The organism is Bacillus sp. NS1 (assembly GCF_058248265.1).
Genome location: NZ_JBZAZF010000003.1, coordinates 1 through 14,567, shown reverse-complemented (window position 1 = coordinate 14,567; position 14,567 = coordinate 1). Strand labels below are relative to the sequence as shown.

Sequence of the window (14,567 nt, the reverse complement as noted above, 5' to 3'; positions counted from 1 at the left end):
AAATGAAGCTTGCCTTTATCTGTACAGAAAAGCTGCCGGCGCCCGCGGTACGCGGCGGCGCAATTCAAATGATGATTGACGGTGTCACGCCCTACTTCAGCAGCCGGTACGATCTGACCATTTATTCAATAGAAGATCCATCACTTCCAAAAAACGAAACGAAAGACGGCGTACATTATATTCATCTGCCAAAAGAGCATTACCGCGAGGCGGTAGCGAAGGAGCTGCGAGCCTCTTCCTTTGACCTTATTCATGTGTTCAATAGGCCTTTGAATGTCTCTTTATATAAAAAAGCTTCACCAAACAGCAAGATTGTTTTGAGCCTGCATAACGAAATGTTTTCAGAAAAAAAGATGACCTTCGCGCAAGGAAAAGAAGTACTCGACAATGTCTCAATGATCACAACCGTCAGCGAATTTATTAAACAAACCGTTATTGAACGGTTCCCCGAAGCCGAGGACATTACACAAGTCGTATACTCCGGCGTTGACATCCGCTCCTATCCGCCTGCCTGGACGATGAAGGGTTCAGCTATCAGAGAAACATACCGGAAAAAATATGGCATTGAGGATAAAAAAGTCATTTTATTCGCCGGCCGTTTAAGCCCGACAAAAGGGCCTCATCTTCTCATTCACAGCATGAAACGGATTTTGCAGCAGCATCCCGACGCTGTACTGGTCATAGCAGGCGGGAAGTGGTTCAGCGATGACGGTGAAAACCAGTATGTAACCTATCTGCGCAAGCTCGCGCTGCCATACAGAGGCCATGTGATTTTTACGAAATTCATCCCCGCAGACGACATTCCAAACCTCTTTCTGATGGCAGATGTATTTGTGTGCAGCTCTCAGTGGAATGAACCCCTTGCCCGTGTGAATTATGAAGCAATGGCGGCCGGCACGCCCTTAATTACCACAAACCGGGGCGGAAACGGGGAAGTTGTAAAACACGAAGTCAACGGCCTTGTCATCGACAGCTACAACAAGCCTTCTTCATTTGCGAAAGCAATTGACAGAGCCTTTACAGACCAGGAATTAATGAACAAAATCACAAAAAACGGCCGGCACAATGTAGAATCTTCATTTACTTTTACCCATGCTGCCAAAAGGCTCAATGCCGTTTACCAATCCGTTCTGACACCGGAAAACAAACAATTTTCGCCGCCTCTTCTAACGAAAAACCTTGATTTATCATTTATCAATCAGCTTTTTGTGAAAGCAAAATCATAAAACCTACAGCTCGTGCTGCAATACGGGCTTTTTTTTCGCTGCAAAGCGCATGAAAAAAGGCATAAATGTGATTTTATGCCTTGCGCTTTACAGTTTGAGAAAACCATGGAGATGGTGCGGATTCACTTGGAAGAACAATAATTTCCACTCTAGCTTCCTCCACAAATTCTGGTTCTTCATCCTCCTCTTCAATTGGAGACGCTGAACGTTTGGTATCTGGCTCCTCCTCAAACTCACGAATGGTTTCGGATTTCGTTTCCTCTTCATCCATAACTTTGTGGTCTGTTTCCTTTCCCTTCGTCTCTTTTTGAAATTCTTTTGGTGCATTGATGTTAGGGAGCTCTCTGATACTGCCCGCTGCCAAATGCTTTTCCTCTTCTTCCTTCTCAGCTGAGCTTGTGTCATGTGCCTGCCATCCCATCGATCCGGGCGGTGTAAATACGAATTGGTCGAGATCGAGTTTAGAAATGGAGGCTTTTTGTCTCGAAGACCTCATGTCAATTCGCCTCCCGATACGCTTTTATTTTTTTATACAGCTCCGGCATTTTATTCAAAAACGAATCTTTAGATTCTTCAACAGAAATCATATTTTGCAGCGCCCAATTGTACTTCTCATCTGACCACGTTTTCTTTTGCTTCAAATAATATTTATGGCCGATTGCACAAAACAAATGCGGAAACGCGAGATCAATCCATAGCACCTCGTACTGTTTTTCTGTGAGCGGATACACTGCATCATAGGCTGCAAGCAGTGCTACCATAAAATCGGTATCCCATACAGAAAGCTTAACCATGACTTTATTTAGAAGGATGCGCAGATCTCTTGACGGCAAATCGTAGGTAATCGAGTGAAGCTCTTTTAAAAAAGGTTCCCCGTCGATCTCAGTCAAACGCGCCAATGTAAAATCCTGAAAACAGAATCCGCCTTGTTCGAGCGTTTCTTTTGTCCAATTTTCATACTCTGACTCATCAAGCGCTTGCAGGGCTTCTTTTCCCCTTGCCAGCATTTTATCTGCATGTTTTAAGAAAGTTTGCGAAAATAAGTCATCTGGATAAGATGCTGCGATCTGCATATTCCCTTCCAACTCTTGCAGTTTCCACCGGTATAATTTATGCCATTTGCCGAGCCTGCTTCTTTTCTTGCTTTCATCTGTACAAACATATCCTTTTGACGCATGATGAAAACGGCCGGCAAACGACATAACCTTTTTCATCTGCTCTGCATCATAGTAAATCATTTCTTTTCCTGTCACTTTGTCATATAAACTGTAAGAAACCCGATCCGTGCCTAAGCAGCTCCCTCCATTTTTTGTTTGATGAATCGGCGCAATTGGCAGCCCTTTTTCTTGTAAATGGGCATGTGCCTGGGTGATAAAAAGCATCCGTTCCGGTTTCATCTGCGCTTCTTTTAATAGCTTTTGGCCTTGATCGGTTTGTATCTCCCAGATTTTGCGCCCGCTTTTGTTTGATTTCAGCGCCACATGATCGATATGGAATGGATAATAGCTGAGGATATCGGACACAATCTGTTCTTCATGCTCTTTTTGGTACACTCTGTTCACCCCTTCTATCTGTTCTTTTCATACACGCTGAGCAGATTTTCCGCCACTCTCTGCCAGCCGAATTGGTTTTCTGCCTCACGACGGCTGTATTTCCCAAGCCGTTCCCGTTTTTCCGAGCTGCTGAGCAAATCATTGATATATCCAGCGTATTGTTTAGGATTTTCAAAGTCATGAATGATGTAGCCGTTTTTCCCTTCCTCTATGACCTCTGGATTGCCTCCCCGATTGCTTGTAATAATAGGCAGTCCCGCAGCCATCGCTTCATAATGCACCCTCGCTAAAGGCTCCTGCCACTGCGAAGAGCACACAAATACATCTGACATGGTATAAAGGCGAGGAATGTCCTTTGGCTTCACAAATTGAATAAATGTCACATGATCCTTTTGCATCGCACCAAGGGTATGAAGATGTTTGACATAGTTATTTAATTCATTATCTCCGAACCATTTTGACCCGATAAACACCATCATGACATCGGGATGCTCCTCGATTATGTCCGGCAACGCCTGCAATAAAATGTGCGGGCCTTTTACTTTGCTGAGCCGGCCGACAAACAGGACAATTTTTTTACCGTGAAGTTCCAGCTCGCTTCGCATATCTTCGCGAGCCCGCTGTCCTTCTTTCGTCCAGCGGGGATGGTATGTCTTCAAGTCCACACCGGAATACACCGTTTTTGTTTTTGATCGTGCTGACGGAAAACGGCTTGTGATCGTCCGGCCAATATAATCACTGACCGTAACAATCTGTGCTACAGAATCGATGCATATCTCGCCTTCTGCCTTGCTGATTTTATCGTAAGCGAACATTTCATTGTGAACGCTTAAAATAAAAACAGCGTCTGGTGCCTGTTTCTTCAGTTTCGGCACCCAGCTTGGGCGATTACAGATATGCACAAGATCAAAACGGCTCTTTTTCAGCTCTTCCCCAACAGCATCTTCATAACGGTCTTCATCCAAGTGCACATAATGGACTCCGTCTGCCGTCTCTCTATCAGCGAGATTTGGATCTTTAATAGAAAACACAGTCACCTCGTGTTTCTTAGCAATCAAAGGGGCAACTGCTTCGAGGTAAATTTGAATGGCGCCTCCTCGAACCGAGGGAACAGGAAGCTTCTCTGTGGCGATCAGTGCTATTTTCATACATAGCCTCCATTCCTGCATGATTTTTAACTAGTTAGAATCATGATACGGCTGAACAACCAACTTGTGCGGAATAGGACTGCCCTAAAAACAAAACGGGTAAACAACCAGATTCTTCTATCAAATATAGTCAAATATCTCAATCATTTTTTTCTTTTGATTCATAATGTAGGAGTAAAACAGGTAAGGATGTGTCCTTTAATGGCAGAAAACCAAGAAGTCATTGAGGAGGGGAATTCATCAGAGCTTCCTTTATCAGCAGAAGAAGAAAGAAAGTTAACCGAACTGGCTGAAAATGTGCTTCAAGGATGGGATGTGCAGGCTGAAAAAATAGACGTCATTCAAGGAAACCAGATGGCGCTTGTGTGGAAGGTACACACAGGATCCGGAGCGGTTTGTCTGAAACGAATACACAGGCCCGAAAAGAAAGCCTTGTTTTCCATTTTCGCACAAGATTATTTAGCAAAAAAAGGAATGAACGTTCCCGGCATACTCCCGAACAAAAAAGGCAGCCTATATTCCAAGCATGGCTCCTTTCTATTTGTCGTATATGACTGGATCGAAGGAAGACCGTTTGAGCTGACTGTAAAGCAGGATTTGGAGTTTATCATGAAAGGCCTTGCTGATTTCCACATCGCTTCCGTCGGGTATCAGCCGCCAAATGGAGTTCCAGTGTTTACCAAATTAGGACGCTGGCCGAATCACTACACGAAACGATGCAAACAGATGGAAACGTGGAAGCTGATGGCGGAGAAGGAAAAAGAAGATCCTTTCTCACAGCTTTATCTTCAGGAGATAGACAGCTTTATTCAAGACGGACTGCGCATCAAAGACCGGCTTTTGCAATCGTCCTATGTGCCATGGACTGAACAGCTGAAAAAAAGCCCTAACCTTTGCCACCAGGATTACGGAACCGGAAATACCCTCTTGGGGGAAAATGAACAAATTTGGGTCATCGACTTGGATACCGTATCATTTGATCTTCCTATTCGAGATTTGCGCAAAATGATTATTCCGCTTTTAGATACGACGGGCGTTTGGGATGAAGAAACATTTCATGTCATGCTGAACGCATACGAATCCAGGGCCCCATTAACTAACGAACAAAAACAAGTCATGTTTATTGATATGCTGTTTCCTTATGAGCTTTACGACGTCATTCGCGAAAAATATGTCCGCAAGTCTGCTTTACCGAAGGAAGAATTAGAGTCAGCATTTGAATATGAACGCATTAAAGCGAACGCATTGCAGCAGCTGATCTAAGACCATCATTTCCCCCGCATATCGGGGGTTTGATTTTTATAAAATAAAGGGTAAGGGTAAGTACAAATGTAAAATAAATACATACGGAGGTTCAAATATGAAGAAGATTATCGGCGCCATCGCGGTTTTTGTGATTACATATGCGCTGTTTTCAGCCGCAGACTATCTGTTTCCAATTGACCAAGAATGGTACAATTCACTGAAAAAACCAGACTGGACGCCACCCGGATCTGTGATTGGCATCATTTGGGCCATCCTGTTTGCCCTGATCTCCCTTTCAGCTGCCATTGTGTATGCCGCGTTTTCATTTAAAGATGCGAAAAGCTTTTGGCTTACACTTTTGATTAATTATGTGCTTAATCAGTCTTTCAGCTATTTTCAATTTACCCAAAAGAATCTGCTGGCTGCATCGATTGACTGCCTGCTTGTCGCGATCACAGCACTCATATTAATGATCGTAGCGAAAAAATACAACAGAGCTGCAAGCTATCTTCTATTGCCTTATTTTTTATGGAGTGCATTTGCGACGTTCTTATCCTTTACAATCTATTCAATGAATTTGTAAACAAAAAAGCCGCTTATACAGCGGCTTTTTCACATCATCGGCTGGATTCCCCAAATATTTTTCGCATATTCCTGTATCGTGCGGTCGCTTGAGAAATATCCAGAATGGGCAATGTTTAAAATCGAACGCTCAGACCATTTCCGCCGATCGCGATAATCAGCTTGAATACGCTCCTGCGCATCTGCGTATGAGCTGAAATCCTTAAGTACAAAATACTCATCATTATGCGGGAGCAGCGAGTCATAGATCGATTCAAATTCATCTGCTTCCCCTTCAAAAAAACCGTTGATCAGCTGATCTGCTACTTGTCTGATTCTGCGGTCATGCTGATAATATTCCCTCGATCTATAGCCGCCGTTTTCCTGGTACGATAGAACGTCATCTGCCTTTAAACCAAATGTATAAATACATTCAGACCCCACCCGCTCAAGAATCTCAATATTTGCGCCGTCATGCGTGCCGATGGTCAAAGCGCCGTTCATCATAAACTTCATATTTCCTGTACCAGATGCTTCCTTGCTTGCGGTTGAAATTTGTTCACTTACATCTGACGCCGGAAAAATCCGCTCAGCCATAGAAACTCCGTAATTTTCCAAAAAAACAATCTTGATCAGCTGTTTGACTGCCGGATCATAGTTGACCTTTTCCGCGACAGAGTGGATCAGCTTAATGATTTTCTTGGCATAATAATAGCTTGGTGAAGCCTTTGCCCCGAAAATAAAGGTTTGCGGGTAGATTGAAAATCCGGAGTCCTCCTTGAGACGGTTATACAAATACATAATGTGCAGAACATTCAGCAGCTGCCGTTTATATGCATGAAGCCGTTTCACCTGAACATCGAATATGCTGTCAGGATTCACAACCACCCCCGCCGAGCAAAAAATCAAATCGGCAAGCTCTTGTTTTTTCCTGCTTTTGTTGTTTTGAAACTGTTCAATGAAAGCAGGATCAGAGGCATACGATTCTAAGCGAATCAGTGATTCCGGCTGTTTGACCCACTCATTGCCGATCGCCTCCGTGATGATAGCAGACAAGCCGGGATTCGCTTTTAGCAGCCAGCGCCTGTGGGCAATTCCATTCGTCTTATTGTTAAAACGATTTGGGAACAGCAAATGAAAATCGCGCATCTCCCTTTCCTTTAAAATATCGGAATGAATTTTGGCAACGCCATTTACACTATAACTGCCTATAATAGCCAGATGAGCCATTTTGACAACACCATGCGCCGTAATCGCCATGTCCTCTATTCTTTTCCAGTCTCCCGGATACTTTTCCCACACCGCACGGCAAAACCTTTCATTGATCTCTTCAATAATCATGTACATTCGTGGGAGCAGCGGCTTAAACAAATGAATCGGCCATTTCTCAAGCGCTTCTGACAATGTCGTATGATTTGTATAAGAAATCGTATGTACGGTGATATGCCAGGCCTCTTCCCAGCTCATGTTCTCTTCATCGAGCAAAATCCGCATCAGTTCAGGCACCGCAAGCGCAGGGTGAGTGTCATTAATATGAATGCTCACTTTTTTATGCAGGCCGGATAAAGATTTATGTGTTTTTCGGTAGTTGTTCACAATGCTTTTTAAGCTTGCGCATACTAAAAAATACTGCTGCTTCAGCCGTAAAATTTTCCCCTCATCATGGGTGTCATCGGGATATAAGAATTCAGAAACCGCTTCTGTTTCCCGCTTATAAGACAAAATATTACCGCCGTGATAATGCGCATAGGGCTCGGCGTTCCAAAGCCTTAACGTGTTGACGGTGCCCGTTTTATAGCCGATGATCGGGATATCATAAGGAACAGCGGTAACAATTGTAGCTTGCTCGTGGCGAAAATGCAGACGCCCGTTTTTTTCTGTCATATGCACCTCGCCCCAAAACGGCACGTCAACTGATTGATCCGCATTTCTTACTTCCCATACATTCCCGTTTTTCAGCCATTGCTCAGGCAGCTCCACTTGATGCCCGTCTACAATTTTTTGTTCAAACAAGCCATGCTTATAACGAATACCCATCCCGTGCCCCGGTAAATTCAATGAAGCGAGAGAATCTAAAAAGCAAGCTGCCAAACGCCCAAGTCCGCCGTTTCCGAGACCTGCATCACTCTCCATTTGAAGGATCTCCTCTAAATGAATGCCGATTTCCTTCAAGCCAGCTTCTACAACATCACGAACGCCAAGATTCATTAAATTTTGTTCAAGGAGCTGACCCAGCAGAAATTCGATTGACAAATAATATGTCTGCTTCCCGGAATTGGACCTGCTTTTTTCATTCGTCTGGATCCAATCAGCGCTGATATACTCTCTGACCATATTGCCCAACGTTTTATATTGATCCAGTTTGGCAGAGTCCTTGAAGCTTTTTCCGCACGTCATTTCCAGACGCTTCAAAAATAAGGCTGCAAAGCGTTCTTTACTCGAGAACATCCCGTCCACTCCTTGTCACATGCTCGAAAATGCGCTGATACTCTTTAGCTGACTTCTCCCAGCTGTAATCTGCATTCATTGCGGTCTTCATGATGCTCTTCCATACATCCTTTTGGCGATAAAACGACAGCGCCCTCTCAATCGTAAATTTCAGATCATGCGCATTGAAAGCTGAAAACGTAAAGCCATTGCCCGTTCCCTCTTCCTCCTGATAGGAACGGACAGTGTCGTAAAGACCGCCCGTCTCCCTGACGATTGGAATGGCGCCATATTGGAGAGCAATGAGCTGACCCAAGCCGCACGGCTCAAATTTCGAAGGCATCAAAAACATATCAGAGCCCGCATAAATTTGATGGGCAAGCGGCTCGTCAAACCCAATATACGCTCGGCACTTCTCATAAAAAGCAAATTCTGCATACCGGAAATAATCTTCAAATTCACGTTCACCTGTGCCCAGCACAATCAGCTGCAAGTCTTGCTCCTCAAGAAGTTCGTGCATAATTCTGCGAACAAGATCAAGCCCCTTTTGTTTCGTGAGCCTTGTCACCATACTGATTAGAGGAATATCATTTCGCTCTGGAAGCCCCATCCGCCGCTGAAGCTTCGTTTTATTTTCTTCCTTGCATGCAAGATGCTCCGAATCGTAATGCGCCTCTATATAGGGATCGCTTTTCGGCTGATAGAAAGTATCATCAATGCCGTTTAATATACCGGTTACATCATTTTCTCTATATCGCAAAACCTGCTCAAGCTGTTCACCGTAATACGGCGTCAATATTTCATTTCTGTAAGTGGGGCTCACAGTTGTTACATGATCAGCCGCAATGATGCCCGCCTTCATAAAATTAACAAATCCGTTGCATTCTAACCTTTCATAATGAAAATGATCCATCTCAAGCCCTAGCAAGTCATGAGTGACATCAGGCGGAAATATGCCTTGAAACTGCAGGTTGTGGATTGTGAACACGCTTCTCATCTGCTCATAAAAAGGATGCTTTTTGTATTCCTCCTTCAGCAAATAATTGACCATCGCTGTATGCCAGTCGTGAGTATGAACAATATCAGCTTGAATATTTATAGCTTCGGCGGCTTCCAGCACAGCTCTTGAAAAAAAGGCAAACCGTTCACCATCATCATAATGCCCGTACAACGAATCCCTATTAAAATAATATTCATTGTCGATGAAATAATAATTCACATCATCTTCGGCCATATGTTCAATTCCGCAATATTGCTGACGCCAGCCGACGGCTACCGTACACTCAGCCGTTTTTCCCATGCGCTTCTTCCATCGCTCAGGTATTTGGCTGTACTTCGGAAGCATCACAGCTACTTCATTCCCTAATCGTGCAAGTGCCTTTGGCAGAGCTCCGGCTACATCGGCTAGACCTCCTGACTTAACAAACGGAGTACATTCAGAAACAGCAAATAATACCTTCAAGAATTCATCAGCTCTCCTTGCACCAAACCTTTTCTTAATACAAGCGGCTGCTCAGCTGTTCCCGCAGCCTCAGTCTCATTGCCGATTTTAACGTCCTTATCAGAAATGACCTGCTCAAGCAGGCAATCTTCGCCAATCTGCGTTTTTTGCATAATAATGCAGTTTTTCAGCTTCGTACCCTTTCCGACATGAACCGCCCTGAACAAAATGCAGTTTTCAACCTCTCCTTCAAGCACACAGCCGTTTGCCACCAAAGAATTTTTGACAGTGCTGTGTTTTCCGTATTTCGTCGGCGGCTCATCCTTCACTTTTGTATAGATCGGCTGCTGCGGCAAAAACACCTGCTGCCAATAACGAGGCTGTATGAGCTCCATACTGTGCGTATAATACTTTTCCACCGAATCAATGACAGCCGCATAACCCGAATATTCATAAGGGCAAATGGTCAAGGAGGAGGATTCCTTTTCAACAGCCTCCTGAATGGTTTTATAGCCTTTTTCACTATGCCCGTAGATCAGATCCTTTAAAAGCGTTGTAGACATGATATAGATTTGCAGCGACTGGCCGTCCTGAAATACCTCGGTGACGTCGCAGCCAACCTCCTGATGGCGTTTCAGCACATACTGAAATTGAATGTTGCATACTGTATGGCTGTTGGAGATGACTGCATATTGCTGTGTGCTCCTGTGGAAGTAATCAAGATGGTCGGAAAACTGGCGAAACGAACCGAATTCATCGTATTCTTGGTGAAGGTGTGGGGACGGGAAAAAAAAGAGGCCATCCCTTTTTCGATGCAAATCCCATTCCTTGCCCGCTCCAAGATGATCCATAAGCGAACGATAGCGATACTTCGGAAAAATCGCAACACTCCTAATATCCGCATTCACCATGTTGGAAAGCATAAAATCGATCAGACGGTACCTCCCGGCAAAAGGGATCGCCCCCAGCGACCGCTGTGCCGTTAAATCCTGAAGAGAATGCTTATATGTGGTTTCATCTATAACACCTAACATTTGATTATTGAACACTGACTCTGCCCCCTCTTCAGTATTAGATCAATTCTTTTTCTACAAATTCCTCTGAAACAAGCAGCACCTCCCGAATGTCGTTTTCGGATCGGATCACTGCGCCATCCGGCAGCACCAGACCCTTAGGAACGATAGCATTTTCAATCACTACATGCTCGCCGATCGTCACATCCGGCATAATGACTGACGATGTGACATTCGCATGCTTACCGACAGTAACACCTTGAAAAAGAACGGAATGAGACACATTTCCATACACAACACAGCCTTCGTTCACAAGCGAATCATGTACCTGTGCGTCAGATGAAATAAATTGCGGAGGCTGATTCGGATTGACGGAGTAAATTTTCCACTTCCGTTCAAACAGCTTCAGCTCCGATTCCTCTTTTAACAAATCCATATTGGCTTCCCACAAGCTCTGTACTGTTCCGACATCCTTCCAATATCCTTTGAACGGATAAGCAGAAAGCTTCTTTTTCTCCTCCAAAAGCAGAGGAATAATGTCTTTGCCGAAGTCGTGGCTTGAATAAGGATTCCGGTCGTCCATCTCAAGATACTGTTTCAAAAGCGGCCAATTGAATATATAAATTCCCATTGAGGCAAGATTGCTCTTAGGGAATTTGGGTTTTTCATCGAAATGTGTGATCATCCCATCTGCATTGGTTTTCATGATGCCAAACCTGCTTGCTTCCTCCCAGCCCACCTCGATGACAGAGATGGTCACATCCGCTTTCTTTTCAATGTGAAAATCAAGCATTTTGCCGTAGTCCATTTTGTATATGTGATCTCCTGATAAAATCAGCACATACTCAGGATCGTACTGATTTAAATAATTGAGATTTTCATAAATGGCGCTTGCCGTCCCTTTATACCATTTGACTTCTGATGACTCGGCATAAGGGGGTAAAACCGTCACGCCGCCATTATATCTGTCAAGGTCCCATGCACTGCCGATGCCAATATAGGAATTCAGCTCAAGCGGCTGATATTGTGTTAAAATCCCGACTGTGTCTATGCCTGAATTGGAACAATTGCTGAGGGTAAAATCAATAATCCTGTATTTTCCCCCGAAAGATACAGCCGGTTTGGCCATATTTTTTGTTAATCCGCTGAGACGGCTGCCCTTCCCGCCGGCAAGGAGCATGGCTACACATTGTTTTTTCATCTTTTTATCTCTCCTCTTTTTTTAACCGCCCGTAAAATCGAAATGCCGTAAGGTGGGATGGTCATCGTGATATAACATGGTTTATGATGAAGAGCTCCCTTTTTGGCCGTTAACGGCTTTTTGTTGATTTGTCCTGAGCCTCCATAAGCTTCACTGTCGCTGTTCAGCACCTCGATGTATTGTGTAAGGAAAGGAACTCCAACATCATATTGATGATAGACCGCGGGAGTAAAATTACAAATGATGACAAGCGCCTCACCGTGCCTTTTGCCATAACGAATAAAAGAAAAGATTGATTGTTCGTCATTATGGACATCAATCCATTCAAACGATTGTGCACGATGATCATGTTCATAAAGGATTTTGCTTTTTTGATAAAAGCGGAGAAGATCTTGCGTAAAAACGCTGGCTTTCTGATGCATGGGGAAGGAGTCTAAAAACCAATCTAGCTGTTCTGTATCTTTCCATTCATCAAATTGAGCAAATTCTGATCCCATAAAAATCAATTTCTTTCCGGGATGAGCCGTCATATAACCGAGCAAAAGCCGATACTGGGCAAATTTCTGCCAATAGTCGCCAGGCATTTTATTAAGAAGTGATTTTTTTCCGTATACGACTTCATCATGAGAAAACGGTAATACAAAATGTTCACTAAACGCATATAGTAATGAAAAAGAGATAAGCTGATGACAATACCGCCTTTCTTCTGGCGGTGTCTCCATGTATTTCAGTACGTCATTCATCCAGCCCATATTCCATTTAAAATGAAAACCGAGCCCCCCTTCCTCAACGGCACCTGTCACTTGAGGCCATTCCGTGGAATCTTCCGCAATCATCATGACATGAGGATATGCCTCTCTCATGGTTTGATTGAGTTTTTTTAAAAATTCAACAGCATATGGATTCGTATGGCGTTCCTCCTGATTTGGCCAATACAGGATATTAGCCACAGCATCAACCCTAAATCCATCTATATGATAGAGTTCCGCCCAGTACAACGCATTAGAAATTAAAAAACTATGAATTTCCGGTTTTCCAAGGTCAAAATTTGCCGTACCCCATAGCCAATTCTCCCGGTCACGTTCTTCTTGATATTCATAAAGTGGCTTTCCATCAAACATATAAAGACCATGTGCGTCTTTACAAAAATGTCCGGGGACCCAATCCAGAATGACTCCGATGTTTTCTTGATGGCATTCATCCACGAACTTCATCAAATCATGCGGCGTGCCAAACCTGCTTGTCGGGCTATAATAACCCGTTCCTTGATATCCCCAGGAACGATCATAAGGGTGCTCATACACCGGAAGCAGTTCGATATGTGTAAACCCATGCTCTTTGATATAAGGAATAAGCGACTCACCTAATTCTTTATAGGAGTAATGCCTGCCATCAGAATGTTTCTTCCAGGAACCGAGATGAAGTTCATAAATGAATATAGGTTTCTCATACAGCGTCTTGGCCTTCTGTTTCTTTTGCCAATTTTGATCTAGCCAGTTGTATCCTGCCAAATCGTAAGTAAGTGACGCTGTATTTGGCCTGACTTCTGAATAAAAAGCATATGGATCTGCCTTCAGCCTGATCTCACCGCTATTTGTCACGATTTCATATTTATATCGTTCCTTTTCTCCTAAATCTGGAATAAACAACGTCCAAATGCCATTATTGTTCACTCTCTGCATCACATGCTGTTCTCCTGACCAGCTGTTAAAATCCCCAGCCACTCTTACTTCTGACGCATGAGGCGCCCACACACAGAATTCATATCCGCTTTGGCCATTCAGCTCGCGATAATGCGAGCCAAACAGCTGATAGCTTTTAAACAGACTGCCTTCGTGAAAAAGATAAACATCATGTGCTGTAGGGCTGGCAGCGGCCATGTAATCATCCTTTCTGACATCATAGTTTTCATTTATAGTATTTATTCGGAGAAATAAAAAAAAGCCCTTTCATGAAAGCGCTTATACTTATTGACAATTAACTTCATTTTCCGGAGAAAAACGAAATATATGGAGATTTTTGTTGCTATATATTTAATAAAGAATGAAGTCTATGACATATCAGGATTTATAAAAAATAAAAAACCTTGCAGGATATGCAAGGTTTTTTGGATGACCCGTACGGGATTCGAACCCGTGTTACCGCCGTGAAAGGGCGGTGTCTTAACCGCTTGACCAACGGGCCGATGGTTGAGAACTTATATCGAAATCTTATGGCGGAGAAGGAGGGATTTGAACCCTCGCGCCGCTTACGCGACCTACACCCTTAGCAGGGGCGCCTCTTCAGCCACTTGAGTACTTCTCCAATATGGCTCCACAGGCAGGATTCGAACCTGCGACCGATCGGTTAACAGCCGATAGCTCTACCACTGAGCTACTGTGGAATATTAAAGGTCATGGTATGGTGGGCCTGAATGGACTCGAACCATCGACCTCACGCTTATCAGGCGTGCGCTCTAACCAGCTGAGCTACAGGCCCATGACAATATAGAAATGGAGCGGGTGATGGGAATCGAACCCACGACATCAGCTTGGAAGGCTGAGGTTTTACCACTAAACTACACCCGCAATTTTATATTTGGGGCGATTGATGGGAATCGAACCCACGAATGCCAGAGCCACAATCTGGTGCGTTAACCACTTCGCCACAACCGCCAAAATATATATATGAATAAATGGTGGCTCGGGACGGAATCGAACCGCCGACACACGGATTTTCAGTCCGTTGCTCTACCAACTGAGCTACCGAGCCT

The 14,567-nt window shown here is 43.9% G+C and carries 11 protein-coding genes and 7 tRNA genes; 3 read left to right on the top strand and 15 right to left on the bottom strand.

Annotated elements, in window-relative coordinates; all coding sequences use genetic code 11:
- The first annotated feature begins 2 nt into the window (after positions 1-2).
- A complete protein-coding gene (locus AC4CV5_RS10525; RefSeq protein WP_490922724.1) occupies positions 3-1,226 on the top strand; it encodes a glycosyltransferase family 4 protein in 1,224 nt (407 codons plus the stop codon).
- Between the two features lie 73 nt (positions 1,227-1,299).
- Here the strand turns inward: AC4CV5_RS10525 and AC4CV5_RS10520 are convergent, their stop codons facing one another.
- Genes AC4CV5_RS10520 through cotSA form a run of 3 tightly spaced genes read right to left on the bottom strand, consistent with a single transcriptional unit; the run spans position 1,300 to position 3,927 of the window.
- On the bottom strand, positions 1,300-1,722 hold the full coding sequence (locus tag AC4CV5_RS10520; protein ID WP_490922723.1) for a hypothetical protein: 423 nt from the start codon (positions 1,720-1,722) through the stop codon (positions 1,300-1,302).
- 1 nt (position 1,723) lies between these two features.
- Positions 1,724-2,779: a spore coat putative kinase CotS gene (cotS, locus tag AC4CV5_RS10515; protein WP_373923848.1), complete on the bottom strand. Its 1,056-nt coding sequence runs from the start codon at positions 2,777-2,779 to the stop codon at positions 1,724-1,726.
- Between the two features lie 14 nt (positions 2,780-2,793).
- Entirely contained in the window at positions 2,794-3,927 is a 1,134-nt protein-coding gene (cotSA, locus tag AC4CV5_RS10510) for a spore coat protein CotSA (RefSeq protein ID WP_166849264.1), read from the bottom strand.
- Positions 3,928-4,116: 189 nt separating this feature from the next.
- On the opposite strand from cotSA, the gene cotI reads away from it, so the two are divergent.
- Positions 4,117-5,190, top strand: a complete 1,074-nt coding sequence (gene cotI / locus AC4CV5_RS10505; RefSeq protein WP_490922722.1) for a spore coat kinase CotI — start codon at positions 4,117-4,119, stop codon at positions 5,188-5,190.
- Positions 5,191-5,287: 97 nt separating this feature from the next.
- Entirely contained in the window at positions 5,288-5,755 is a 468-nt protein-coding gene (locus tag AC4CV5_RS10500; RefSeq protein ID WP_326221150.1) for a TspO/MBR family protein, read from the top strand.
- Between the two features lie 29 nt (positions 5,756-5,784).
- Here AC4CV5_RS10500 and glgP read toward each other — a convergent pair whose 3' ends face one another.
- The 12 genes from glgP to AC4CV5_RS10440 all read right to left on the bottom strand — a co-directional run bounded on the left by glgP (position 5,785) and on the right by AC4CV5_RS10440 (position 14,566).
- Positions 5,785-8,181, bottom strand: a complete 2,397-nt coding sequence (gene glgP / locus AC4CV5_RS10495; protein WP_490922721.1) for a glycogen phosphorylase GlgP — start codon at positions 8,179-8,181, stop codon at positions 5,785-5,787.
- Positions 8,168-9,622: a glycogen synthase GlgA gene (gene glgA / locus AC4CV5_RS10490; RefSeq protein WP_490922720.1), complete on the bottom strand. Its 1,455-nt coding sequence runs from the start codon at positions 9,620-9,622 to the stop codon at positions 8,168-8,170. The genes glgP and glgA overlap by 14 nt, the downstream gene beginning before the upstream one ends.
- Complete coding sequence (glgD, locus tag AC4CV5_RS10485; protein ID WP_490922718.1) at positions 9,619-10,650, bottom strand: glucose-1-phosphate adenylyltransferase subunit GlgD; 1,032 nt, start codon at positions 10,648-10,650, stop codon at positions 9,619-9,621. The genes glgA and glgD overlap by 4 nt, the downstream gene beginning before the upstream one ends.
- A gap of 22 nt (positions 10,651-10,672) precedes the next feature.
- Positions 10,673-11,815, bottom strand: coding sequence for a glucose-1-phosphate adenylyltransferase (locus AC4CV5_RS10480; protein ID WP_166849246.1), 1,143 nt, complete (start codon positions 11,813-11,815; stop codon positions 10,673-10,675).
- Positions 11,812-13,695 (bottom strand): 1,4-alpha-glucan branching enzyme, encoded by a 1,884-nt coding sequence (gene glgB / locus AC4CV5_RS10475; protein WP_490922717.1) that lies wholly within the window; start codon positions 13,693-13,695, stop codon positions 11,812-11,814. Before glgB ends, AC4CV5_RS10480 begins: the two co-directional genes overlap by 4 nt.
- Positions 13,696-13,927: 232 nt before the next feature.
- A tRNA-Glu gene (locus AC4CV5_RS10470) sits at positions 13,928-13,999 on the bottom strand.
- 29 nt (positions 14,000-14,028) lie between these two features.
- Positions 14,029-14,119, bottom strand: a tRNA-Ser gene (locus AC4CV5_RS10465).
- 4 nt (positions 14,120-14,123) lie between these two features.
- A tRNA-Asn gene (locus AC4CV5_RS10460) sits at positions 14,124-14,198 on the bottom strand.
- Positions 14,199-14,216: 18 nt separating this feature from the next.
- Positions 14,217-14,293, bottom strand: a tRNA-Ile gene (locus tag AC4CV5_RS10455).
- 15 nt (positions 14,294-14,308) lie between these two features.
- A tRNA-Gly gene (locus AC4CV5_RS10450) sits at positions 14,309-14,382 on the bottom strand.
- Between the two features lie 11 nt (positions 14,383-14,393).
- A tRNA-His gene (locus AC4CV5_RS10445) sits at positions 14,394-14,469 on the bottom strand.
- Positions 14,470-14,490: 21 nt separating this feature from the next.
- Positions 14,491-14,566: transfer RNA gene (locus AC4CV5_RS10440), tRNA-Phe, on the bottom strand.
- Position 14,567: the final 1 nt, after the last annotated feature.